Annotated in this window: 16 protein-coding genes; 5 read left to right on the top strand and 11 right to left on the bottom strand. The window is 64.8% G+C overall.

Annotation, left to right across the window (positions count from 1 at the left end; all coding sequences use genetic code 11):
- Nucleotides 1-37: 37 nt before the first annotated feature.
- The gene (locus ACFRJ9_RS20565) at nt 38-1144 is read left to right on the top strand and encodes a right-handed parallel beta-helix repeat-containing protein (protein WP_377671860.1); all 1107 of its coding nucleotides are present in this window, start codon (nt 38-40) and stop codon (nt 1142-1144) included.
- Here ACFRJ9_RS20565 and ACFRJ9_RS20560 read toward each other — a convergent pair.
- The 7 genes from ACFRJ9_RS20560 to mfd all read right to left on the bottom strand — a co-directional run bounded on the left by ACFRJ9_RS20560 (nt 1141) and on the right by mfd (nt 13141).
- On the bottom strand, nt 1141-1935 hold the full coding sequence (locus ACFRJ9_RS20560; protein ID WP_377671857.1) for a PIG-L deacetylase family protein: 795 nt from the start codon (nt 1933-1935) through the stop codon (nt 1141-1143). The genes ACFRJ9_RS20565 and ACFRJ9_RS20560 overlap by 4 nt on opposite strands.
- 11 nt (nt 1936-1946) lie before the next feature.
- Nucleotides 1947-3095, bottom strand: coding sequence for a glycosyltransferase family 4 protein (locus ACFRJ9_RS20555; RefSeq protein ID WP_377671854.1), 1149 nt, complete (start codon nt 3093-3095; stop codon nt 1947-1949).
- A gap of 4 nt (nt 3096-3099) precedes the next feature.
- Nucleotides 3100-6201 (bottom strand): glycosyltransferase family 39 protein, encoded by a 3102-nt coding sequence (locus ACFRJ9_RS20550; RefSeq protein WP_377671852.1) that lies wholly within the window; start codon nt 6199-6201, stop codon nt 3100-3102.
- Nucleotides 6202-6237: 36 nt separating this feature from the next.
- A complete protein-coding gene (locus tag ACFRJ9_RS20545) occupies nt 6238-7677 on the bottom strand; it encodes a glycosyltransferase family 4 protein (RefSeq protein ID WP_377671850.1) in 1440 nt (479 codons plus the stop codon).
- Nucleotides 7674-8471, bottom strand: a complete 798-nt coding sequence (locus tag ACFRJ9_RS20540) for a glycosyltransferase (RefSeq protein ID WP_377671848.1) — start codon at nt 8469-8471, stop codon at nt 7674-7676. Before ACFRJ9_RS20540 ends, ACFRJ9_RS20545 begins: the two co-directional genes overlap by 4 nt.
- 229 nt (nt 8472-8700) lie before the next feature.
- Nucleotides 8701-9510, bottom strand: coding sequence for a metal-dependent hydrolase (locus tag ACFRJ9_RS20535; protein WP_377671845.1), 810 nt, complete (start codon nt 9508-9510; stop codon nt 8701-8703).
- 4 nt (nt 9511-9514) lie between these two features.
- Entirely contained in the window at nt 9515-13141 is a 3627-nt protein-coding gene (gene mfd, locus ACFRJ9_RS20530) for a transcription-repair coupling factor (RefSeq protein ID WP_377671842.1), read from the bottom strand.
- Between the two features lie 109 nt (nt 13142-13250).
- Between mfd and ACFRJ9_RS20525 the strand changes: the two genes are divergently transcribed.
- From ACFRJ9_RS20525 to nhaA, 4 genes are all read left to right on the top strand, one after another.
- Nucleotides 13251-14789 carry an SDR family oxidoreductase gene (locus ACFRJ9_RS20525; RefSeq protein ID WP_377671839.1) on the top strand — a complete coding sequence of 513 codons (1539 nt, stop codon included), beginning with the start codon at nt 13251-13253 and terminating at the stop codon, nt 14787-14789.
- Between the two features lie 47 nt (nt 14790-14836).
- Complete coding sequence (locus ACFRJ9_RS20520; RefSeq protein ID WP_377671836.1) at nt 14837-15334, top strand: DUF2505 domain-containing protein; 498 nt, start codon at nt 14837-14839, stop codon at nt 15332-15334.
- Between the two features lies 1 nt (nt 15335).
- Complete coding sequence (locus tag ACFRJ9_RS20515) at nt 15336-15557, top strand: SCO4848 family membrane protein (RefSeq protein WP_377671833.1); 222 nt, start codon at nt 15336-15338, stop codon at nt 15555-15557.
- 146 nt (nt 15558-15703) lie between these two features.
- A complete protein-coding gene (gene nhaA, locus ACFRJ9_RS20510; protein ID WP_377671831.1) occupies nt 15704-17029 on the top strand; it encodes a Na+/H+ antiporter NhaA in 1326 nt (441 codons plus the stop codon).
- Nucleotides 17030-17041: 12 nt separating this feature from the next.
- Here the strand turns inward: nhaA and sufU are convergent, their stop codons facing one another.
- The 4 genes from sufU to ACFRJ9_RS20490 form a co-directional block, all read right to left on the bottom strand.
- Nucleotides 17042-17497, bottom strand: a complete 456-nt coding sequence (sufU, locus tag ACFRJ9_RS20505) for a Fe-S cluster assembly sulfur transfer protein SufU (protein WP_377671828.1) — start codon at nt 17495-17497, stop codon at nt 17042-17044.
- Between the two features lie 63 nt (nt 17498-17560).
- Nucleotides 17561-18886 (bottom strand): cysteine desulfurase, encoded by a 1326-nt coding sequence (locus tag ACFRJ9_RS20500; RefSeq protein WP_377671825.1) that lies wholly within the window; start codon nt 18884-18886, stop codon nt 17561-17563.
- A gap of 79 nt (nt 18887-18965) precedes the next feature.
- The gene (locus ACFRJ9_RS20495; RefSeq protein ID WP_377671823.1) at nt 18966-21383 is read right to left on the bottom strand and encodes an ATP-binding protein; all 2418 of its coding nucleotides are present in this window, start codon (nt 21381-21383) and stop codon (nt 18966-18968) included.
- Between the two features lie 472 nt (nt 21384-21855).
- Entirely contained in the window at nt 21856-24516 is a 2661-nt protein-coding gene (locus tag ACFRJ9_RS20490; protein ID WP_377671820.1) for an AAA family ATPase, read from the bottom strand.
- Nucleotides 24517-24556: the final 40 nt, after the last annotated feature.

Here is a 24556-nt window from a genome sequence, read left to right as displayed (position 1 = left end):
TAACCTCCCGGAAACCGCGGAACGATAGGTTGTTGCCATGAAATCTGCGGGTCCAAAAGCTGCCGTACTGGTCATTGCTTTGGCCGCCGCAGGATTGGGAATTGCCGTGGTGGCGGCCCGGCCTGGCGCCCAACCGGCGCCGGGGGCAGCGTATTGCAGCGCGCCAGGCAGCCAAGCCACCAGCGTGGAAAACTTCACCGTCACGGGCTACCTGGACCCGGAGGACACTTCCACGTCGCTGCAACAGCTCATTGATTCCGCGTCCAAGGGCGGCGGGGCGATCGTGCAATTACCGGCGGGCACTTTCACCCTTGGCCGCCCCTTGATCCTCAAGAGCAACGTTGCCTTGAAGGGAGCAGGCGCCTCTACGGTGCTGAAGGCAGGGCCCGGATTCCTGGATACCAAAGGGCCGTTCGGCGGCCACCCATTGATCACCACCAACGGGGCCCAGAACGTGACCATAGCCCAACTGACCGCCGACCAAAGCGGTCAGGAACTGGACGGCAATGCATCAGGCCGCTTGTCCGAATACCTGATCGATGTTCGGCACAGCTCCAACGCGTTGGTTGAGGGCGTCCGGACACGGAATCCCTTCACGTACTCCATAGCAGTGGTGGCCAGCAGCAACTTCTGTATCCGCGGCAACGACACCTTGGTGACCAGCAGCGGCAAGTATGACCAACTCGACGGCATCCACATCACTGACTCCAGCGGCGGGATGGTGGAGGGGAACACCATTGACCAGCGCCAGGGAGATGACGGCGACGACGGCTTGGTTGCCCAAACCATCGGAGCACCGGTCCATGACGTGACCTACCGGAACAACAAGGTCCGGGGCGGGTCACACGGCTCCGGAATGCAGCTCGCGGTCGGAACACACGAGATCTACAACATCATCGTGGACAACAACAGGTTCTGGGGATCCCCCGACGGCGTCAAAACGGGGTACTACGACGGCAACGCTCCTGTCCGCGATGTCGCAGTGAAGAACAACTCCTTCACCGATATCCCGGGACCGTGGCTGGATTTCCATGGCGATCTCACGAACATCACAGTGACGGACAACATCACCTGCCAATCAGGCGGCCTGAAGCTCGACGATGCACCGGGCAACGTCGTGTCCAACAACCGGGAATCCTGTTAGTTGCCACCGGGCACAAAATAGGTTTCAGGTTTCAGGGGAATCGTTCCGTCCGGGAAGAGGGCGTCGGCCTGGGTGGCGTACTGGCGGATCCTGGGCACCTTGGACGCCAAACCCTGCTCCCACGTCCAAGGGACGAATCCCTGCCGCGCCAGGCGTGAGGTATCCGGCTGCGAGACCAGGTCATAGGGGAAGTCCGAGTAGAGGACAACGTTGCCGGAATTCCCCATGCCGGCCTCACGGGTGATGAGGTGGTCCACGTGTCTTCCCACTCCCACGGGGCAAAAGAGCAACCCGGCTTTGGTCTGGGCCATGAGCCGGGTTACGTCGTGCTGAAGCTTCCGAATGAGCGCCCTGTCCCCGCGGGCGATCCTTCCCAGGGCAATGTCGAACCTGTACGTGGGATAGCGGTGGGTAATTTCGGGAAGAAGCCTGGCCCAAGCGCTGCTGCCAGGCTTGGGCACCCGGCGTCCGCGGAACAGTGCGTCCACTCCCCCAAGATGCAGGGGCTGGACCCCCATGTCCTGCAACACCGCCAGGTCCTCCGCCTTGCGGGCGGCAAACAATCGGCCAGCATCATGGGCCGAGCACTGCCGCAGGAACGACGAAGCCGCACGGGTGTGCGGCGCGGGAGCCGCCTCGGTAAAGATGGTTGCCACGATGATCTCGCGCCCTTGGGCCTGGGCCTCGATCAACGCCCCGCAGGACAACACGGCGTCGTCGAGGTGCGGGGACAGGAACAGCCACGGCGCATCGCCGGCCAGTGAGCGGTCGATTCTGGAGTGAAGCGGCACGGAAAACCTCTCTAGGGACGCGATTGAAGCTGCGGGGCGGGCCTGGTGTCACTGCGTTCTTTCCCAAACTCAGCCAGTGCTGCGTGGTACGCATCAGCCTGCATATCGGCCAGGCGGTCCCAGTTGAAGCCGGCGGCGAAGGCCCTGCCCTGCTCCCCTGCCTTCTCCAGACCGGATTGGGCATAGCGGTCCGCCAATTCATTGGCGAGGGCGTCGACGTCGAACGCGTCAACCAGCCAGCCTGCACCGGATGGCACGATCTCCCGCAAACACGGGATGTCGAAGGCAACCACGGGCGTGCCCACAGCAAGGGCCTCGATGGCCACCAAGCCGAAGGTTTCCTGCCGTGAGGGAACAACTGCCAGCCGTGCACCGCTCAAGGCCTGGAACTTCGCATCGCCGGACAGCCACCCCAGGAGGCGTACGGAGTCGGAAAGCCCTGCTGCACTGATGGCGGCGCGCAGTTTCGCTTCGTCCGGGCCGGATCCCGCGATGAGCAGCTTGCCCTCGATCCGGTCGGAACATTTCGCCCAGGCTTCCAGCAGCAGGTCCAACCCTTTGCCGGTGAACTCCAACCGTCCGATGCAGAGGATGTCCCGTCCCGGCTTCGGTTGGGGTTTCCAGGCGGCCGGATCCACTCCGTTGCCGATCACGTCCACGTGGACAGCCGGGTTCATGGAGATGAGCCTGTCCGCGATTCCTTGGGAAACGGCTATGGTCCTGCGGTGTCGTCGGACACCCAGCCGTTCGATCCAGTGCAGCGGCACCTTGTACTGCCGCGCTTTGTCCTTGGCATGCAGCCACTGCACCACGCCGACGGTTGGCTTTTTGGTCCAGAGCGGCGCGGCCATGGTGGAGAACGGGGCGAAAAAGTCCTCCACCACCAGGTCCGCAGTTGCGCGGCGCTTCCACACCTCCAGGGGCAACCGGACCACGTATCCGGCCAGACGCATCACCCGGTTGCCGCCTGCACCGATTCCGATCGGCACGTAGTGGACGCCGTCCTGGACCCTCTCCTGCCAGCCCGGATACCGTGTGGTCAGGACCGTCACTTCAAAACCGTTGGCCACCAGGCGTCGGTCGATTTCATGGGTCCTGACCGAGCCTCCGCCCGCTCCCGGCATGCGCGGATCCTCAAAACCCAGATGCAAGATCCTCACAGCCCTACCGTTCCGTCTCATAGTTCTTCGAGGGAATGCCCGTTCCATTGGTGGCTCCGGCGTCGAGATCAGCGGGGGTGACAAACCAGAGGGTCGTCTCACCGTTGGTGGGGCCCGTGGCGCTGACGACAGGCGTGGCATGCTCTTTGAGCCAAGCGAGCATCTCAGGGTTGGCGTAACCGTAGCCCTGGCTGCTCGGATGCGATTGCGTGAGGATGTAGCCGGCTCCGGCGCCCTGCATCAGCGGTGCCGATGGCCACACGCCGAACCGCGGATCATCGGCGAACGCGAATTCACCTGTGCTGTTGGTGACACTCACGCGGGCGTCCGCCGGGAGGTTCACCTTGACCCAGTCCCGCACCTGGACGAATCCGTTGTCCACAGTGAGGGCCGTCCGGACTCCGAGCACCACCGTCAAGGCTACGAAGCACAGACTTGCCACTGCCAGGACCGTGCGGCCTGCTCGATACCGTTCGCTGAGCTCCACCACTACCAGGACCGAGCACAGTACCCCGGCGATCATGACGCCGTACCCGTACTGCTCTTCGAAGGTCCCAAAGACGGCGCTGAACGCACCGGCCGCGCCCAGCGCCAAGCCCGCCAGCCCTATCAGCCGCCGGTCCGCCCGCCGGCTGAAACACAGCAGGGCGCCCGCCACGGGACACAGTGTCAGCAGGAGGTAGCTGGTGCCGAAGTGGCCGCTCTGCTCGATCAGCCGTGCCACGATGCTCGGTGACCCTTCGGCAGTGAACCCGGTGCTCTTTTCGAGTCCGGACGCGCGGAGCAGCCCGCTTGCCTTCGCCTCCACCCAGTCGGGCAGATGTGCCTGCGTGGCCGCAACTGCAAGGTACGCGGCGTACGGCAGGCCCGTTGCGAAAAGCACGACGGCGGCCTTCCGCCACGGGAGGGTCCGCTTCCAGATCACAGCCACCAGTACAGGGCCAACGGTGCAGATGACGAAGAAGTCCTTGCAGAGCACCGCGTACCCCAGCAGGAGCCCCGCCGCGACCAATCGCAGGACAGCCGGCAGCCTCCGCGCTGGCTCACGGGTGCCCAGCAGGACAAGGTAGCCCGCCACGACCGCCGCCATGGCGGCGGTCTCGAGGAACGCGTGGCTGTTGTTGCGCAGGACGAAGGGTTCGAAGGCGAGCACGACGGCGGCGAGCCAGGCCGCCGTCGTACTGGAAAGTCTCCTGACCAGCAAGAAGGCCAGGCCCACGGTGATGGCGCCCAGGGCTGCGTTGAGCCAGCGGAGTTGCAGGACGACATCGACGATGTCGCCGGTGATACCAAAGAGTTTGATGGTTCCGGCCTCAAGCAGGAAGAATCCTGGCGGGTGCAGGAAGAACGGACCATCCGGCAGCGTCGGGAACTGCCCGGCGCTGACTGACTCGCCCAGGCGGACGTACAGCAACTCGTCCACCCACAACTCGAAGCCGCGCTCCAGGCCCAGCGCGCGAACCCCGAAGGCCGCACCCACCACCACGGCGAAAGCCATTGCGGTACTCGAAACCAGCCGGGCCGCTGTTGCGGACAGCCGACCCGTCAGAGGCAGCGATGGCTTGGAGCGGCGTCCGGCCACCTGCGACGGTCCGCCGGACCGCCGTCGTCCTTTAAGGAAAGCAACCACGCCCGGCGTCATGCCCCGCTGGTGCGCGAGGACCGCGAGACCGCTGAGGATTGCCAAGGCCAACCACACCAAGGGCTGCAGTTGGGCGGCCACTGCGAGAAGGGCCAGCAGCGCCGCAGCGCCAGCCATCGACCGGCCAGCGTCTTTGGCCGGTCCAACAGTAGCCAGCACCGGCCACGAAATGCCCGTCACTGCGGCGGCGGCCAGCACGGCGCCGATTGCTGAGCCTATCGCCATTCCGCTGACGGCGTTCAGTTGCCAACCAGTCCACAGACCGCCCACCACCAGGACGCAGGCACAGGCCAGGCCCACCTGGCAGCGGCGATACGCCCGCAAAGCCAGGAGGATGGTGGCCAGGACCGTCAGGCCTGCATAGCCCAAACCGGCCGCGGCAAGCCACGGCAAGAGTTCAAGGGAGCCATGGTACTTCGCCGGGATGATCAGGCCCGCGAGCGCAGGTGGCGCCGTTGCGATGATCACGAAGGCCACCACGGCAAGCTGCCCGAACGAGGCGAAAGCGGCGGCCACTACCTGCCGTACGTTGACACCAGGGCTGCGGAGCAACGGGAAGGCTACCAGCGCTGTCCCGGCCGCCACGTAGATAGGGCCTTTGGCGATGGTCGCCAGCGCCTGGAAGCCCGCGGCTGCGGCCGACCCTCCATCCAAGAATGCCACCACCACTACATCGACACCCACGAGCACGGACACCACGCACAAGACCGAGGCGACATCGCCCGTCTCGGCCCAACGCCATCTTTGCCGGATGACCCCTGGACGCCAGGACAGATCGCGATAAAACGAGCCCGGCACCACCAGGAGGGCCAACGCGCCCAGCGCAAACCCAAGGATCGCTCCTACGGCTCCCCAGGCGAACGCCACCACCACGAGGCTGACCGCGAGCCTGATGGCAACCTCTCCGATAGTCGTCAGGGCATACCATTTGAATCGCAGTTCGCCCTGCAACCATCCGGAGGGCGCGGCCACCAGGAAGATCGCCAGGGAGCCGAGCGCCACGGCGGCGGCCAGGGCCGGCGTCGAAAATGCCAGCGTCAAAGCCCCTGTCACCACAGCTGCCGCGATGCCTGCGAGGCATGAAACAAAGACCGAGAACGCCATGCCGTCCCGGCGACCTTCGGAACCTTCCGGGTGCACCGCAACAAAGTGGGACAGCGGGAGGGGTACCAACGCGGAGGCGACAATCCCGACAATTCCCAGGAGCATGGCTCCGGCAGCAAATTGCGTATAGTCCGCCGTGCCCAGCAGGTTGGCCATGAGCAGGGTGCAGGCGTAGCTGACAACGCCCACCAGGCCCGCCGCTACAGACAGGAAGCCGCTGTTTTCAGCTACCGTTGCTCCGGCGTCGGCAGCGGCCGTGCCGGCGCCGGCCGTGGCGGTGGCAGCGGCGGTGCCGGCCGGTTCCGGCCCTTCAAGCTCCACGTTTGCGGCTGTCTCCAGTTCGCGCACAGTGTTGGTCATGTTCCCCCCTCGGATTCCCCCACGAATGAAATGCGGCTACAGGCCATCGACTGCTTCGGCCGGCGTAAAGGCACTTCCGGGTCCGGCCAAGAGGGTGCTGCGGCCAGCGGCACGCAACTCGGCGGTGACCACACCGAACCGCCTCATGACAGCGAAGGCCTCGAACTCGTCCCGCCCCTTCATGAGCACCGATACCCGGCCTTGGCTCTCTGCGATCTCGTCCGTCGGGCGCAGGATGGCGGCCAGGTCGGCGCCGTCCGGCAAGTCGAAGTGCACCAGGGTGGACAGGTCGGAGCGGGACGTACCGGACTGCGCACCGTCGCGGAGGAGCGCTTCTTCCTCCAGGAGGACCCCGGCAAGCAAGGCGGAACTGCGGTCCCAGGTGAAGCAACGGGCCCACTCCTGGCATTGTGCTGAAATACTCCGGGCAACGTCGTGCTCAGCCAACGCCTTGATGGCCGCCACCAAGGCGGTCCCGAACTCTTTGGGAGTGTCAACCAACCAGCCCGTACTGCCGTCCACCACCGAATCCCGAATACCCGGAACGCGCATGGCCAGGCATGGAACGCCCCAGGCCGCAGCTTCGATCACCGAGCAACCCCAACCTTCCGAGGCGGACGTCGAGGCAGTCAGCCAAGCGCGGTTCAACAAACTGTCGCGGACCTCGTTGGGTTGGTAACCATGGAAAGTCACGATGTCGTCGAGTCCCAGATCCATGGCGATCTGCTGCAAACGTGCCCGGTCCGGACCATCTCCAACGATCTCCAACCGTAGTTTGGGAATGCTGCGGGCGGCCACAGCGAACTGGCCCAGCAGCAGATCCAGCCTCTTGTGCGGGACCAGCCGGCTGACCACTGCGATGGTCGGATCGGGATCCCGCGGCCCCACTGTCTGCGGCACCTCTATGGTGCCGTTGGGCACTACGTGGATAGCCCCTGCGAAACCCAGCTTGCGGAGTTCGAACCGCGTGGACGGTGACACCGCGGCAATGGCGCGGCGACCGTAAACAGCCTTGGCGCCCGCGTTTTCCAGAAAACGGCCCACAGCTGCCATAGGTGCCGAGAAACGGGTGCGGAATTGTTCCTGGTGCACGTGGTGGATCAATTGGACTATCGGGATTTCCCGCGGCAGGAACAGCGGGGCGAAAAACGGAATTCCATTTTGGCAATCAATCACGCCGTCGAACCAGCTGCGGGTACGCAACAACCTCAGGGCAGCCTGGCCGTAAAGGGCCAAAGGACCCCCGGACCGCATGATCCGGATTCCATCAATCACGTCCTCCGCTGCCTGATGCTCTCCGCGCCCGGTGAACCAGGTGACTTCCGCGCCGTTTTCTACCCACCTGCGGGAAATTTCGTGCATGTATTGTTCGGCGCCGCCGGCCTGCGGATGTTTGATGTCCCGCCAATTCAGCACCAGGATCCGTTTTCCGGTCAGTTGGTAGGACAGGTTCGCGGGAACAGCAAATTCCGTCATGGCATCGCCTTTTGAAGTTGGAGGACAGAGGCGAAACTGGCAATTCCGTCCTTGAATGGACGGAAGGTCGATGCTGCTCCATCGGTCCATGCCACGGGCAATTCAATGATGCGGGCACCTCCGTGTTGAAGCCGCAAGAGAAGTTCAACATCAAAGGCAAAACCTGTGGTGCGGCATTGCACCATTGCCGCGGTGAGGGCGTCCCGTTCGAAAAACTTGAACCCGCATTGTGTGTCGCAGATGCCTTTGACTTTGGATTTGGTCAGCACCCGGAAAGCTGTGCCGCCCACCCGCCGCCCCAATTGTTGTGGCTGGACGAACGTGGAACCAGGTGCGTGGCGAGAGGCGATGACTGCAGAAGCGCCTTGCTCCAGGTGGGACATGGCCGCGGTCAGCGTCTCCAGCGGTGTGGCAAGGTCTGCGTCAAAGAAGCCGGTGTATTTGGACGAACCGCTCAACAGTCCACGGCGGACAGCCGCTCCTTTGCCGCGGAGGGAGCATCCCACTACTGAAATCGGAACGGAACTTCCTTGGTCGCGGGAAATTCGGCGGACTACCGCCCCCGTCTCATCGACGCTGCCGTTGTCCACCACCACAATGCGCGAAGACCAGGGCTGGCCGGCGAGGAATTCAACAGTCTGGACAAGGGTATTGGGAATTCGGGAGGCCTCGTTATAGGCCGGAATAACCACTTCCAAGTCAACCAGCGAGCGGCGCAGCGACTCAGTGTGCCGCCGTGCCTGATGACTCCCCCTACTGCCTGCATGGATAGTGTGCGGGTGGAGCAGATCCATCTGAACCTCCGTTAGTCAAACAAATTGACGTCGAGGTCCAAGCTATGCGGAGTTGAGTACACGGGGCACGAGTAGTCACTACTCGAAAAGTGCAGGGGAAACTCCTGGTTCCATTCAGGTGTACGCAGTTTTATCTGCGAGGCACTACTTGTATTGGCGTAGTGGAGTTATTCCAATCGCGTTACATGCCCCGCACGGTGGTTGAAGAAATGGTAGGCCCGCAACGGCTTTACGGCAACTGCACCACGCCGCCCAGGGCCGCCAAAACCCCGGGCCAGTGCTGTTGTGCCAGCGTCCAGGCGGCAACACCCATACCCACCATGGCATATCCGCTGACAGGAATAAGGACAAGCCATTCGCGACGTGAACCTGCCCTTCCAAGGAGTGGAATGGAGAACGCGCCATTGGCCCGCCAAACTCCACTAATGAAAGATTTCCGCAGGAATTTTGGTGGTTTGATGACAATCGGCCACAAAAGCGGCACGCCACCTACCGTAATCATGTCCCCGACGATATGCACCACAACGCCGGTGAGCATCGACAACGGCAACCAGCCCCACTGATCCGGCGCGAACCACGTCACCAGACCGGCCATGACCAATGCGAAAAGCCAGTTGGTGATCCAGCCGGATTTTGGAAAAAGATTGAGGGCCTTGGCGGCAAGGTTGATCATGAACATGCATAACAGTCCTGCACCCACGGACAGTTTGCCCACCGGGGTCACCATTTGGAACTGCGCGGCCATCGCCGCGAGCACCACGAACGCCGAGGCGCCCAGCAAAGAGTGTGTTCCTTGCCGGTGGCCGCCGCTGGCTTTCTCGATCCCCACCGCAATGGCGTTGGACACCGGCGGCAAGGAATTCGCAATGGTGCTGTGCCGGTGGTCCCAGTCGCAGACCAAGGCGGTTCCCGCCGTCGCCATGGCGCCGATCAGGATTCCGGTGGAATCAAGCGGGTACCAGCCCAGCGCGTAGGGACCGGTTGAGGCAATAGCTATCCACGCCGCGGCTCCCGACGCGGCGTGGTGTCCTCCCATCATTCGCTTAGCCTGCCTTCACGGGTACATCGGTGAAGATCGCTTCGATGACGTTGTTTGCCCACTGCAGGATCTCGGCGTCCTGAAGGTCGCGGCCACCAATCCGGGCGGTCTTGGGTTTGGGAATCAGCACTGCATCCAGTGCCGGCTTAACCTGCGAACCAGGGTACATGCGGTTCAGGCGCATGGTTTTGGACTCCGGCAGTTCCGCCGGCGAGAACCGGATGAAGTTGCCTTGGAGTGCGACGTCGGACAGGCCGGCTTCGCGGGCACCAACCCTGAAGCGCGCCACGGCTATGAGGTTTTGGGCCGGCAGCGGCGGCTCGCCGTAGCGGTCCACGAGTTCGGCAAGCACTTCGTCGATGGCCTCGTAGGTGATGGCCGCAGCCAGCTTGCGGTATGCCTCCAGGCGCAGCCTTTCCCCGGGCACGTAGTCGTGCGGCAGGTGGGCGTTGACCGGCAGCTCGATCTTCATCTCGGCAGCCTTCTCCTCGGCTTCGCCGCGGTACTCGGCCACAGCTTCACCCACCAGCCGGATGTAGAGGTCGAAACCGACGCCTTGGATGTGGCCGGACTGCTCGCCGCCCAGCAGGTTTCCGGCCCCACGGATTTCGAGGTCCTTCATGGCCAGTTGCATGCCGGCGCCAAGCTCGTTGTGCGCTGCGACGGCTTTGAGTCGTTCCAGTGCCACCTCGCCCAGCGGCTTCTCCGAGGGGTAAAGGAAGTACGCGTAGGCACGTTCGCGGCCACGGCCAACACGGCCACGGAGCTGGTGAAGCTGCGAGAGGCCGTATTTGTCTGCCCCGTCCACAATCAGGGTGTTGGCGTTGGAGATGTCCAGGCCGGTTTCAATGATGGTGGTGCAGACAAGCACGTCGAAGCGCTTCTCCCAGAAGTCCACGATGATCTTCTCAAGGCGGCTCTCGGACATTTGCCCGTGCGCCACTTCCACCCTCGCTTCGGGGACGAGCTCGCGGATTTGCGCGGCGATGCGTTCAATGGAGGACACCCGGTTGTGAACGAAGAACACCTGTCCCTCACGCATGAGTTCACGGCGGATCGCGGCCGAGGTTTGCTTGTTGGTGTAGGGGCCCACGTAGGTCAGCACCGGATGGCGTTCCTCCGGCGGGGTGGCCAGGGTGGACGTTTCACGGATGCCGGTCAGGGACATTTCCAAGGTTCGCGGAATAGGCGTAGCACTCATGGCCAGCACGTCCACGTTGGTGCGCATCTTCTTGAGCGCCTCCTTGTGTTCCACGCCGAAGCGCTGCTCTTCGTCCACGATCACCAGCCCAAGATCCTTGAACTCGAAGTCCTTGGACAGCAGGCGGTGCGTGCCGATCACTACATCCACGGCACCGCTCTTGACGCCCTCGGCTGTTTCCTTGGCTTCCTTGCCGCTTTGGAAGCGGGACAGCGGCTTCACCCGCAACGGGAAGCCGGAGAAACGCTCGGTGAAGGTCTCGTAGTGCTGCTGCGCAAGAAGGGTGGTGGGCACCAGGACCGCTACCTGCTTGCCGTCCTGGACAGCCTTGAAGGCCGCGCGGACCGCGATTTCGGTCTTGCCGTAGCCCACGTCGCCGGACACCAGGCGGTCCATGGGAATTTCGCGCTCCATGTCTGCCTTGACCTCGTTGATGGTGGTCAGCTGGTCGGGCGTTTCCACGTAGGGGAAGGCTTCCTCCAGCTCACGCTGCCACGGGGTGTCCGGGGCGAACGCGTGTCCACGGGACGCAATCCGGGCCGAGTACAGGCGGATGAGCTCGCCGGCGATTTCCTTGACAGCCTTGCGTGCCTTGGACTTGGTGCTGGACCAATCCGCGCCACCCATCTTGCTCAGGGCCGGAGCATCCCCTCCTACGTAGCGGGTCACCTGGTCCAGCTGGTCCGTCGGCACGAAGAGCCTGTCCCCGGGCGCACCGCGCTTGGACGGCGCGTACTCCAGCACCAAGTACTCACGAAGTCCCGCATCAGAGGCCGAGGTACCGGTCACCTTGCGTTGGATGAGCTCCACGAACCTGCCAATACCGTGCTGCTCATGCACCACGAAGTCGCCTGCATGCAGCTGCAAGGGATCCACGGCGTTCCGTCGCTTGGACGGCATGCGCCGCATGTCCTTGGTGGAACTCGCGGTGGCCCGTCCCAGCAGGTCGGCTTCGGTCAACAGGCCCAGTTTGAGTCCGTCCAGGACAAAACCGCGTCCGACGGCGGCGGTGGTCACCTCGATGATGCCCGGTTGGGGTTCCTTGTCCAGGGAGTCCACGCGGGAACACGGAATGTCGGCATCGTGGAACAACTCCGCCAGGCGCTGGGCGGGCCCGGGACCGTCGGTGACCACAACTACACGCCACTGTTCGCGGACTCGTGTGCCAAGGAATTCCAGCATCTCGGCAACATCGCCCTGGTAACCCCGAGGTTCACGCGCGCGCATGTTGAGGACGTCGATGTCCAGGACCAGGTCCTCGTCGGTGGCGAGCGAGGTGATGGACCACCAGGAGACGTCGTGTTCCAGCGCAGCCGAGCGGGTGTCCGTCAGGGAACGGAAACTGGCAGCGTGCAAGTCGGTGGAGGCGCTGGACAACAGATCAAGGGGCGCCGCACCGCCGTCGGACGCCGTGGACCAGGCCGCCTCAAGGAATTCTTCGTTCGTCGCCGCGAGGTCGTGCGCGCGGGTGCGCACTTTCTCGGGTTCGATGACCACGGTCAGGGACCCGGCAGGGAGCTGGTCCACGAAGGGAACCATCGCATCCACCAATACCGGTGCCAGGGACTCCATGCCTTCAACCGCGATGCCGCCGGCGATTTTCTCCAGCATGTCGGCTGCCGCGGGCATCTCCGCCTTCAGCTTCGCCGCACGGGACATCACAGAAGGAGTGATCAGGATTTCTCGGCACGGCGGGGCGTGCAGCTCCGTGGGGTGGTGGACCCCGGGCGCGGACAGCGAGCGCTGGTCGGCCACGGCGAACCAACGCATCTGGTCCACCTCGTCACCAAAGAATTCCACCCGGATGGGGTGGTCTTCCGTGGGCGGGAAGACATCGAGGATGCCGCCGCGGACCGCGAACTCGCCCCGGTGCGTCACCATGTCCACCCGGGCGTAGGCAGCGTCCGCCAAAGCGCGGACCACGTCCGTGAAGGAGCGCTCCTGACCCACCTGCAACGTCACGGGAACCAAATCACCCAGACCGGCCACCAATGGCTGGACCACAGCGCGGACCGGAGCCACCACCACTCGCAGGGGTGCCGCCGTCGAGGTTTCCGGGTGTGTCAGGCGGCGCAGGACGGAGAGCCGGCGGCCCACGGTGTCCGAGCGCGGGGAGAGCCGCTCGTGCGGGAGGGTCTCCCAGCTGGGGAAGGTGGCAACGGAATCTGCGGGGAGGTAGGACGCGAGCGCGGCCGTGAGGTCCTCGGCTTCGCGGCCGGTGGCGGTGACGGCCAGGACAACGGGAGCGCCCGCGCCATCGGCGTCAGCCAAGGCATCGGCCATTTCGGAGAGCAGCACAGCACGCATGCCGGTAGGAGCGCTGATCTGGTAGTCGGTGTTGCGGTCGCTGAAGGGCCGCTGTGCCTCCGTTCGGACGCGCGCGAAAGTCTTGTCCTCCGCCAGTGCGCGGCGCAGACCGTTGAGGCTCATGGCTGAAACTCCTAGGGTGGGTCCAAGGGCAGGCAACACAAATGCCCGGAAATTCGCATGAATGCCGGGTCATTCCAGCCTACCCCTCCCTCCAGCCCCAGGAGTTCCGTTGCAGCCTTCCGAAGAGACCCTTTCCACTACTCCGCAGCAGCCCAAAACTGTTCTGGTTACCGGCGCCACCGGATACATTGGCGGCCGCCTGGTCCCCCGGCTCCTCGAAGCCGGGCACAGGGTCAAGGTGTTGGTCCGCACGCCCCAGAAGATCGCCGATGTTCCTTGGCATGATGACGTTGAGATCGTGGCGGACAGCCTTTCCGACGCCGGAAGCCTCAAGGAGGCCTTGGCCGGCGTGGATGTCCTGTACTACTTGGTCCATTCCATGGCTTCCGGCAGCGGCTTCGAGGCCAAGGAGGAAGCCATGGCCCGTCTGGTGGCGGGCGCCGCTGCCGGTGCGGGCGTGGACAGGATCGTCTATCTCGGCGGCCTGCACCCGGCGGACACGGCGCTTTCCACGCATATGCGTTCGCGTGAGACCGTGGGCCGGGTGTTCCTTGAGTCTGAAGTGGATTCGATCGTGTTCCAGGCCGGGGTGGTCATCGGTTCCGGTTCGGCTTCGTTCGAGATGATCCGGCACCTGGCCGACACCCTTCCCGTCATGCCGGCACCCAGTTGGGTTAATAACAGGATCGAGGCCATCGCCGTCCGGGACGTCCTCCACTACCTTGTGGCAGCGGCGGCGCTTCCTGACAAGCTCAACCGCTCCTTCGACATCGGTTCCCGTGAGGTCCTGAAGTACAAGGAGATGATGAACGACTACGCCGTGGAGCGTGGCCTGCCCCGGCGGTTGGTCATCGCGCTCCCCGTGCCCGCGCCGAAGCTCGCCGGTTTGTGGGTTGCTTTGGTGACCCCTATCCCGTTGTCCATGTCCTTCCCGTTGGTGCAGTCGCTGCAGCACGACGCGGTGTCGCGGGAGCACGACGTCGACCGTTACCTTCCCCAGCCCGACGGCGGTCTGACGCCGTACCGGCGGGCCGTGGCCCTGGCGCTCGGGAAGGAACGGGACGGACAGGTGGAGACCACGTGGGCGAATGCGGGTATCGATGCCGATCCCCTTCCGAGCGATCCCGATTGGGCCGGCTACAAGGTGTTCCTGGACGAGCGGACCTTTCACAGCGATGCCCGGCCGGAGCATGTGTGGACCATCATCGAGGGGATCGGCGGCAAGAACGGCTGGTACTCCCTTCCCTTGGCGTGGCGGGTCCGTGGCTGGTTGGACAAGCTGCAGGGCGGAGCCGGGCTGCTGAGGGGACGGCGGCACCCCAAGACGCTGAACACTGGCGAGGTTGTGGATTGGTGGCGGGTTGAAGAAATCGACCGCGGACACCTGCTGCGCCTGCGGGCCGAGATGCGGGCGCCTGGCGGTGCCTGGCTGGAGTTGGCGGTAGAGCCCGACGGCGACGGCAGCCTGTACAAGCAGCGAGCCATCTTCTTCCCGCGGGGCTTGGCAGGAAGGCTCTACTGGCTGGGCGTCTACCCGTTCCACGGGGTGATCTTCCCGTCGATGGCCCGTAATATTTCGGCAGCTGCCATGACGCTCCAAGAGGCGGAGCAACCGCAGGGTTCGGGGGTGGCCACGGACAACCCGTAGGATGTTGGGAGCTAAAAAGCTTCACCACCACCATCCACGGAGGACCCATGGCCCTGAGTGCATCCACCACCCTGCCGCACAGCGTCGACCGCGTTGCGGCCGTATTTGTCGACGAAGAATTCCTGCGTCACACGAGCGAACTGGTGGGCGGCTCCTTGGAATCGTTCACGATCGACGGCGACACCGCCGGCGCGTTCAGCACCACCACCGTCCGTACGCTGCCCACCACGCGGCTCCCGGAGATCGCCCGCAAGTTCGTCGGCGAAACCCTCACTGTGACCCAGAAAGAGCAGTGGGAAGCCCCTGCCGCTGATGGCTCGCGCGCCAGCAACATTGCCCTCAAGATCTCGGGTGCACCGCTCGACGTGACGGCTGTCCAGCGTCTGGTGGCCGACGGCGCCAACACCCGGATCGAACTCGAAGGCACCGTCTCTTCCTCGGTTCCGTTCCTGGGCGGCAAGATCGCCGACGCCGCCGAGCCCATGGTCGGCAAGGCCCTGAACATCCAGTCGCAGCAGGCGCAGGCCTGGCTCGAAAGCCACTAGCGTGCAGATTCCCGCAATCCTGGCGGTTGTCCTGATCGTTGCCGGCGTGTGGTCCTTGGTTGTCTGGCCGCAGTTCCTCAAGCGCGTTATGAAGGATCCCCGCGCCCGCGACGCAGCAGGCAAGGCCACCAAGTTCCTCACGGTCCACGTCGTGCTGGTCACCATCTCCATGGTGCTGGGACTCGCGACGGCGGCCATCGGGATCACGGGCCTCGTCGCCTAGGTTTCACCCAACTGACTGGCAGTAGTGGTTGTTCTGAGGGCTCAGAGCAACCACTAATGCCAGTTACTTGGGTAAGATGGACATTGGTGTGCCGGGAAGTCTGGTCGGCGATTTCTTCGTGATGCCCGCCCACCGTTAGGAGCCTCGTGCCCCATCCATCAAGCCAGCCCCGGCCGGCTACGCCCAAAGACCAGACCAGCAAAGTCTTCACCCGCTCCAGCTACCCCGAGTACAAGCGAATCCTGTCGATACTCCGCACGGAGACCGTTGGCGGCGCGCTTCTCCTGGCAGCCACCGTGGTCGCCCTCATTTGGGCCAACTCCCCCGCAGCAGACGGCTACTTCGCCCTCCGCGACGTCAAGATCGGCTATGAGCCCTGGCACCTTGAGCTGAGCCTGGGACATTGGGCTTCCGATGGCTTGCTGGCGGTGTTCTTCTTCCTCGCAGGTCTGGAGCTCAAACGCGAATTCGTTGCCGGGGAACTGCGCAAACCAGCCCGTGCCATCGTCCCCGTGGCAGCGGCCATCGGTGGCGTAGTGGTGCCGGCATTGATCTTCGTCCTCTTCAACCTTGGGTCTCCTGAAACCCTCAAGGGCTGGGCCATTCCCACGGCCACGGACATTGCGTTCGCCCTGGCAGTGCTTGCGGTCATCAACACCCACCTCCCCGCGGCGCTCAGGACGTTCCTGCTGACGCTCGCCGTGGTGGATGACCTCATCGCCATCGGCATCATCGCCTTCTTCTATTCCACGGGCCTTCAGCCCGTCATGCTGCTGGCCGCGCTCGTTCCGCTGGCCCTCTTCACGTTCCTTGTCCAGAAGCGGATTCGCAGCTGGTACTTGCTGCTCCCGCTGGCACTGGCAACGTGGGGCTTCGTCCACGCTTCCGGGATCCACGCCACGGTCGCCGGAGTTCTCCTTGGCTTCGCGGTGCCGGTCATTGCGAGCGGGAAGAAGGGCGAGCCGGCTGAGGGCTTGGCCGAGCATTTCGAACACCGTTTGCGGCCCTTCTCGGCCGCATTCGCGGTGCCGGTTTTCGCCTTCTTCTCGGCAGGCGTTGCATTGGGAGGAATCGACGGCATGGGCGCTGCGCTCAGGGATCCAGTGGCCGTGGGCATCGTGGCGGCGCTGGTGGCCGGCAAGGCCTTGGGCGTTTTCGGCACCACGTTCCTTGTCACCAAAACCACGCGCGCCAGCCTGGACTCCAGCATCGCGTGGATCGACCTCTTCGGACTCGCCCTGCTGGCCGGCATCGGCTTCACTGTTTCGCTGCTGATCGGCGAGCTGAGCTTCGGCGCAGGTTCCGCCCACAATGACCACGCCAAGGTGGCCATCCTGGCAGGTTCGCTGATCTCGGCGCTCCTGGCCGCCGTCGTGCTTAAGGCCCGTAACCGGCGGTACCGGCAGGTGCAGGCAGACGAAGAACGGGACGACGACGGCGACGGCGTACCGGACGTCTTCGGCCGCGCCTAGCCGCGGGGGTGCCTAGGTGGTGGTGGCCTGGTTGAGCGCGTCCTCGGCGGCCACCCACGAGATCATGGCGCATTTGACGCGGGCTGCATAGCGGGCGACGCCCTCGAAAGCGGCGGCGTCACCGAGGATTTCCGGGTCGGCCTGGATCTTGCCGCGGGAGCGCAGGAGCTCGCGGAAGTTATCGATCACGGCGTGCAGTTCCTCGACGGACATCCCCTCGCCGAGGTCGCTCAGCACCGAGGCCGAAGCCATGGAGATGGAACAGCCTGCGCCGTCCCAGCTGATCTGTTGGACGGTTCCGTCCGCCACGGCAAGCCGCAGAGTGACTTCGTCCCCGCAGACCGGGTTCAGCTGGTGGGATTGGCCGGTGGACGCCCCAACAGGCGCAGCCGTTTCAGCGAGTCCGCTGCCGTGCCGTTGCTTGGAGTGGTCCAGGATGATCTGCTGGTACAGCTGGTCAAGACTCATGGTGCTGGTTGCCCGTTCTGAGGAATTCGTAGGTTGGCGGCCGGCCGGCCAAGGTGCCGGAGATCAGGCCTGGAAGTAGGCCCGTACGCCCGAAACAGCATCGAGGAAAGCGTCGACGTCGTCCGTGGTGTTGTAGAGGTAGGTACTCGCACGGGTTGTAGCGGTCAGGCCAAGGCGGCGGTGCAGCGGCTGGGCGCAGTGGTGGCCGACGCGAACGGCGATGCCGCGATCGTCAAGGAACTGCCCGACGTCGTGGGCGTGGACGCCGGCGACGTCGAACGCAGCCAAGCCGATCCGCTCGGCCCCGGAGGCCGGACCAATGACGCGGATGCCGTCAATGCTTTCAAGGCCGGTGACCAATCGCTGCCCCAGCGTCGATTCCCAGGCGTGGATGCGGTCAATGCCGGTCTCGGCAAGGTAATTCACGGCTGTAGCCAGCGCCACTGCCTGCGAAATGCGCTGGGTTCCGGCTTCGAAGCGCTGCGGCGCGGGCAGGTACTCGGCGCGTTCCATGGTGACCGTGGTGATCATGGAACCGCCGGTAAGGAACGGCGGCAGGACATCCAACAGTTCCTGCTTGCCGTACAGGACGCCGACGCCCGTGGGTGCCAGCATTTTGTGGCCGGAGAACACAGCGAAGTCCACGTCCAGCTTCTTGACGTCGATAGGCATGTGCGGCACGGACTGGCAGGCATCCAGGACCACCAGGGCGCCTGCACGGCGGGCGATGGCCACGAGTTCGGCCACGGGGTTGATGGTGCCCAGGACGTTGGAAGCGTGCGTGAACGCCAGGATCCGGGTCCGCTCCCCCACGATGTCCGCAGCGGCGTCGAGCCGAAGGGCGCCGTCGTCAGTAATGGGGATGTACTTGAGCGTGGCGCCGGTCCGGAACGCCAACTCCTGCCACGGAATCAGGTTGGCGTGGTGTTCCATTTCGGTGACCACGATTTCGTCCCCCGGCCCGATGGCGAGGTCCTTCAGCGCCGAGCTGCCCCGGCCCTGCGCGGCCCACAAAGCCGCGTTCGAGAAAGCGTAGCTGATCAGGTTGAGGCCCTCGGTGGCGTTGGAGGTCCACACGGTTTCCTCGTACTGCGCGCCGATGAAGTCCGCCACAGTCTGGCGGGCGTCCTCGAACACTTCCGTGGCATCCACCGCAAGTTGGTGGGCACCGCGATGAACAGCGGCGTTGCGTTGCTCGTAGAACTCCTGCTCCGCTTCGATCACGCTGAGCGGGTTCTGCGATGTTGCGCCGGAATCAAGGTAGATCAACGGCTTTCCGTTGACCAGCTGGTCCAGCACAGGGAAGTCGTTCCGGATCCGCAACACCTCAGCGTTGTCCATGGCATGCACGGACCGCTGCAGTGAAGCGGGAGTTGATACGGCAGTCAAGGGTCGCTCCTTGGAAATCCTTCAGGGACTCCTAATTATCCCACGGAGGGCCGTCCCGGGCGGTGTGCTGTACAGCACGTCAGCTGCCCGCCCTCCCCGGCAACCATCCCAGGGGTGGAACGACGTCACTGTCGAAGGCATTGCGCAAGCGTTCGAGCAGTGCCGACGCCCGGCGGCTCGCTGCGCTGCGCGTACGCGCCTCATATCCGCTGGCCGCCCGGGAATAGCAGATGGCTGCGTGGGCGAACTGCCGGTCCGAGGACAGGCTCCGGCCCGCCGATTCGAGGGTCTTGGGGTCGCCCTCCAGCAAAGCGGAAGCAAAGGTCTGCAGCGCTGTCCCGCGCGGACCGTGGAGCGAGGCAGCCAACGCACCAAGGCGGCGCTGGATGACCAAATCGTCGACGGCGGCACTTCCGGCGTTGAGCGTCAGGAGGGACAACGCCTCCGCCTCCATCCAGGGGCTGCCCTGGGCATTGAACTGGTCCGCCAACGCCATCAGGTGGCTGGACTTTCCGGACAGCTGGTCCCGGGCGGCCGCCACAAACAAGGTGGTGAGCTGCGCCAGCAGGCTGTCGTGGCCAGTATCCACATAGGCCCGGACACCCTGGCTCTGCTGCACCCTTGCCTTGGCCTGTTTGGCGTTCCCGCACAACGCCTCGGAGTAGGCCAGCAGCGCCGCGGCCAACGACAGGACGGGCGGCAGGCCGGCGTCGGGCAGTTCAGCCAGCACCGGTTCCAACGTCCGCCGCGCAGCCCGTGGGAGTCCCTGGCTGAGCTGCGCATAACCGCGGGCCACTTCCAAAGCCACCGCAAGGTGCAAGGGCATCGCATAGGCGGAGGGGCACTCCAGGAGCGAGTCCACCTGGCCCCACACCAAGCTGTTCCCCAGGCACACCACGTGCCTGAGAATGGCTCCGGGCCGGAACATCTCCAAGGCCGGATCAGCGCCGATCGCAGCCATCGCCGCTGACGATTTCTCCAACGCTTCCGGAGCAACGCCGGAGAGCAGGAGGCGTTCAGCTTCCAGGATGTCCTGCACAAGCTGCCCGGCGGTCCCTGTCCAGTCCTCCGGGGCCCCGGGCGCAGCGTGCCCAGCGCCCAAGAGCCCCAACGCCATCAGCCGGTGCGCAGCTTCGGCCTGGACGTCCGGCGATGCCGCCGCGGCTGCCAACTCCTGCAATTCGGGAGTCGCTTCGCGGAGTTGGCCCTCGGTAACCAGCGCACGTGCGCGCAGCAGCCTCGCCTCGTCCCTGTGCTCGGACACCGCAGCAGCGGCCCGCATGGCCAGCTCGGCCATGGAGGGCCTGTCCGCAGCGGGTGCCGCGGCCAGGAGAAGCTCGTCGGACAGGCTGAGGCCGCAGTCCAGGGTCCATGTCATCCAGCGCAGCATGGTGGGCGCAGTCTCCCGCGTGAGTGCCGGTTCTTCGACCCCGAGCCGGAGGGCAGTGCTCCGCGACTGCGGCACAGACAATCGGGTTCCTTCACCGCGCAGCCAGGAACTCGTCCGGACCAGCTGGGGCCTGCCTGCCAACAACCTGATGTGCTGCTTGGCGAGGAGGTGCTCCACGGCCTTCCGGCCAAAGCTGTGCTCCACAATGTCTACGGCCAACGGTTCTGCGAGCGCGATGAGTTCCAGAGCTTGGCGTTCCTCGGCAGGCCGGCCAGCATTCTCGGACCGGACATGCTCAACCACTCCCGGCCATTCGCAATGGGCCCGGACGTCGATGCTCCAGTAGCCATCGCGCTGCACCAGGAGCCGGGCGTTGCGGGCGTCGTCTATGGCGAGGCAGAGCAGCCCCACGTTGAAGCCGCTCATTGCCGAGAGCAGGCTGCTGGTCCGTCGCTGGACCTTGCCGCCGAGGACACCCTCGCACAGTGCGTGGGCCTCGCTGAACGTGAACGGTGGCAGGAAGTACTGCTCCAGGAAGCCGTCTTCCCACAGCTGGTAGAGGTCCTGCGGCAGCGGGCGCCGGCTGTCGGCCGTTGCCACCAGCGTGGCTCCGAAGCCGGGAATGAGTTGCAGAAGGACTGCCAGGGATGCCGGATCAATGTAGTGGATATCGTCCACCAGCAGGACCAACGGGGGCCGTGCAGGCGGCGCATGCCGTTTGCTCCGCCTCCGGCCGAGGGGCGGCGTGTACAAGTATTCGGCGGGCCCCAGGGTGCTGGTGAGTGCCCGGAGGACGTGGAGTCCCGGAGGCACTGTTTCGTCGCCGGCCGTTTCCGGCGCCGCGCTCAGGGCGCCGTAGCGGATGGCTTTGAGTTCGGGTTTCCCGGAGAAGGTGCGCACGTCCACGGTTTCGGGAAGCCGGGCTTTGACGGAGAGCAACAAGTGGCTCTTTCCGGATCCTCTGTCGCCCACCACTACTATGCCGCTGGTGGAGGCTGACGGTACTGCGGAAAGAATGAGGTCGAGCAGCTGTGTCCGGTCCGGGAAGGGTGATGGCCTCGGCCCGACTGTGACGGTCTCTTCGTCCAGCCAGGGGTCCGGCAACATGCACACTCCAATAACAGAAGTCCCATGGTCCGGGAGGGTCGATGTCCGCGGTTCGCGGGATCCCTGGCCTAGAAGCCGGCGACGGCTGGGGGGAGAGTCTCGGTCTCAGAAGACTCTGTCGCCGCCGGCTTCGTCCAGGGCCGGACCACCTTTCGGCGGCCGGGGCATCGGCTCAAAGAGACCACCGATGCGGATGATGCGACTTTCGGAATCCCGGTGATGCTTGGGGCTGAACCGTTCTTCCAAGATCAATATTGCCGGGCGGGCAAATGCCGTACATCAGTAGTTGGTACTCGAATAGTTGGGGGCTTTTGGCGCCCCGATACTGTGTTGTACTCAGTCTTCGGACAGGGCACTACTTGGTTCGGACACGGAACACCCGCGCTTTACTCCATTGAATGGTTAAATTCCGCAGGATCCCGGGAACAAGTGGCCCGGGCAAGTAATTGCGGGTACTCAAACGCAGGGTCCGTCAATGACGGACGGCGGCCCCGAGATCTTCGCGCCGACGGATGCCAAGCTTGGCGTAGCTACGGTACAAGTGGCCTTCCACAGTGCGCACGGAGACCATGAGCTTCTCAGCGATCTGCCGGTCGGTGAGTCCTGACACTGCCAACGCCACAATGTCCTGCTCGCGCCGGGTCAGCGGGACGGAACGGTCGGCCTCGGTCTGCGGATCATGGACCAGGGCGTCACCCAGGCTGGCCTCGCTGACGTCGCGGAGCACCGCTGCCTGCCGGGCCTCGGGGCGTTTGCCCTCGGAGTCGAAACTGACAGCTGCTTTGTCGAACGCCACCGCCGCAGGTCCGGGCATGCCGGCCGCGGCAAGCAGGTTGCCGGCGTTCACGAACCCTTGGCCCGCACCGCCCAGCTGTGCTTCGGCCAGCGACTGCCAGCCTGAGGCCCAGGCCCCGGCCATGAGGGACGCTGTTTTCTTGATGGGTTCCATGGCTTGCAGGTCTCCGAGCTCGGCCCTGAGGACCAGGTTCTGCAGCAGGACTCCGGGCAGTTGCTGCAGGTGACCGGTTTCCGGGAGGTTCCGCAGTTTTTCGAGCCCTGAACCCTTTTTCAGGTGTTCATGGCCGGCTAGCCGGTAAAGTTCTGCGAGGGCCTCTACGTAGGCCCCTCCGGGGGCGGTGATCCCCTGCTCCCCTGCCAGGCGCTGCGCGAGTTCTGCATCGCCGGACTTGGCCGCGGCGTAGAACGCTAGGGCATTGCCCAGGCTCCGCAACCGCTGCGGATCCTTGACCCTCAGTGCCTCGACGGCGGGCGTCAGCAGCGCTGTAGCCTGTTCCAGGCGGCCCTGCCGGAGGAGGGACATGCCCTTGAGCGCCTGGATGTCGCCACCAAAAATGATGAGTCCCATGGCGGAGCTGGCGGCATAGCGGTGGAGGGCGGACTCGGCTGCTGCCCAGTCCCCTGACTCCAGGGCGGCCAGCGCGTAACGGACCAGGATGAAGTCGCTGAAGTACACCAGGTCGTCGTTGTGCTCGTCCAGCAGGACCAGGGCCTCGCGTCCGGCTTCCAGCGCCTGGACTGCTTGGCCTTCCACTGTCATGAGTTCGCACTGCATGGCCAGCAGGAAGAGCCGGTTCATCACAAAGTCCGGCTGGTCCGTTCCCAGGCCTTCAGCAAACCGCTCCAGACCTTCGCGGAGTTCCTGGTAGTGGCCTTCATGGGCCAGCGCCGCCAATTCCAGAGCGAGGGCATGCCTGCGGACTTGCCCGGCTACGGGATCCGTCTTCGGGAGTCCGCCAGCCAGGCCCTCGGCGGCAGCCCGGGCGTCAGCCACAATGTCCGCGGAGGGGTCGCCGATCGCCGCACGGGACGCCGCCCATAGAAGGCCTGCACCCAAAGGCCCGGATGGATCGGCGTCGAGGAACCCGTTGCCTTCCTCCAGCAGCTTCACGGCACTGCGGTAGTCGCCGTCGTTGTAGTGGACCATGGCCATGACAACGCGTGCCCGCGGCCGCAATGCGTCCGACCGCACCTTGCGGGCAGCGGCGATCGCCAAGGGATTCTGCCACAATTTGGCGGCGAGGAACGCCGCCTGCAGCAACTGTTCGTCGTCGACGTCGGCCCCGCAGTCCAGCGCCCAGCTCACCATCCGGAGCAGCCCCTCAGCGGTGGGCTGCTCACCGTGCAGGTGCTGCACCATGCGCTGGCGGATCTGGAGGCTGCGGGCGGGCGAGACGATTTGGCGCAAGGCTTCGCTGTACATGGGGTGCCACAGCTTGACCGGGCTGCCCGGCCCGTTGGTGGAGAGCACCAGCCGGCTGTCCATCAGGGCCCTGACGGTGTCCCTGCCAACCTGTGTGTCCAGTACGGCGGCAGGGACAGGCTCGGATAAGGCAATGACGTACATCGCCTCCCTCTCGGCCTCGCTGGTCCTGAGGACGCGGTTCCTCACTACCTCCGCCAGGCCCTCGCCGTTTCCCGTCAGCGCGTGGGTCAGGAACCAGACCCCGTTCCGACGCACCAGGTTGCCGTCCGCCCTGGAATCATCAAGGAGGCAGCGGAGCAGCAAGGGGTTGCCTTCGGACACGGAGTGCAGCACGTCGGCAGCACTGGCCATGACTGTCCCACCGAGGGTCTTTTCCGCCAGCTCAGTGACGGTTTCCTTGTCCAGGGGATGAAGCTCCAGGCGCTCCGCCAGTCCGTCGTACCAAAGCTGCAGCAACGCAGCGGGCAGGCCCGGCCGTGGCCTGCTGGTGGCAACCAGACGGGCCCAGCCCGCGGTCACCAGCTCGGCCAGAATCTGGGTGCTGCCCTCGTCGAGGTCGTGGGCGTCGTCCACGATCAGGAGCAGGCGCGCACCTTCGCCACCGCGCCGCTTCTCGAACTGGGACCAGAACTCACGGAGGATCGCCACCGGGGAGGTGGCCTGCTCCACGGGCAAATCCAAAAGGTAGGGCGCCAGGACGCCGTAGGGAACCGCTGAAAGGGCGAGGCTCCCGTGGACGCGCATCACCACCATTTCCCCGGCCAGGCGGGCGGCGATTTCGGCTGCCATGGCAGTTTTTCCGATGCCCGGGTCCGCTACCAGAAGTACCGCTCCTGCGCCTTCCTGCCGCAATATTTCGGTAGCCAGATCCAGCTCTGCGTCCCGGCCTACAAGGTGTTCAGCCTGCATGGACAACCCGCACCGCGTCGATGGATCCTACTTGTCCCGG

Origin of the sequence: Paenarthrobacter sp. NPDC056912 (assembly GCF_042786555.1) — a bacterium.
GTDB lineage: Bacteria > Actinomycetota > Actinomycetes > Actinomycetales > Micrococcaceae > Arthrobacter.
This window is presented reverse-complemented; position numbering and strand designations above follow the sequence as displayed.

Bases quoted from the DNA above. Each gene is read 5' to 3' on its own strand.
- ACFRJ9_RS20565 (WP_377671860.1), top strand. From the start codon at position 38: ATGAAATCTGCGGGTCCAAAAGCTGCCGTACTGGTCATTGCTTTGGCC.
- ACFRJ9_RS20550 (WP_377671852.1), bottom strand. From the start codon at position 6,201: ATGACCAACACTGTGCGCGAACTGGAGACAGCCGCAAACGTGGAGCTT.
- ACFRJ9_RS20545 (WP_377671850.1), bottom strand. From the start codon at position 7,677: ATGACGGAATTTGCTGTTCCCGCGAACCTGTCCTACCAACTGACCGGA.
- ACFRJ9_RS20540 (WP_377671848.1), bottom strand. From the start codon at position 8,471: ATGGATCTGCTCCACCCGCACACTATCCATGCAGGCAGTAGGGGGAGT.
- ACFRJ9_RS20535 (WP_377671845.1), bottom strand. From the start codon at position 9,510: ATGATGGGAGGACACCACGCCGCGTCGGGAGCCGCGGCGTGGATAGCT.
- mfd (WP_377671842.1), bottom strand. From the start codon at position 13,141: ATGAGCCTCAACGGTCTGCGCCGCGCACTGGCGGAGGACAAGACTTTC.
- ACFRJ9_RS20520 (WP_377671836.1), top strand. From the start codon at position 14,837: ATGGCCCTGAGTGCATCCACCACCCTGCCGCACAGCGTCGACCGCGTT.
- sufU (WP_377671828.1), bottom strand. From the start codon at position 17,497: ATGAGTCTTGACCAGCTGTACCAGCAGATCATCCTGGACCACTCCAAG.
- ACFRJ9_RS20495 (WP_377671823.1), bottom strand. From the start codon at position 21,383: ATGTTGCCGGACCCCTGGCTGGACGAAGAGACCGTCACAGTCGGGCCG.
- ACFRJ9_RS20490 (WP_377671820.1), bottom strand. From the start codon at position 24,516: ATGCAGGCTGAACACCTTGTAGGCCGGGACGCAGAGCTGGATCTGGCT.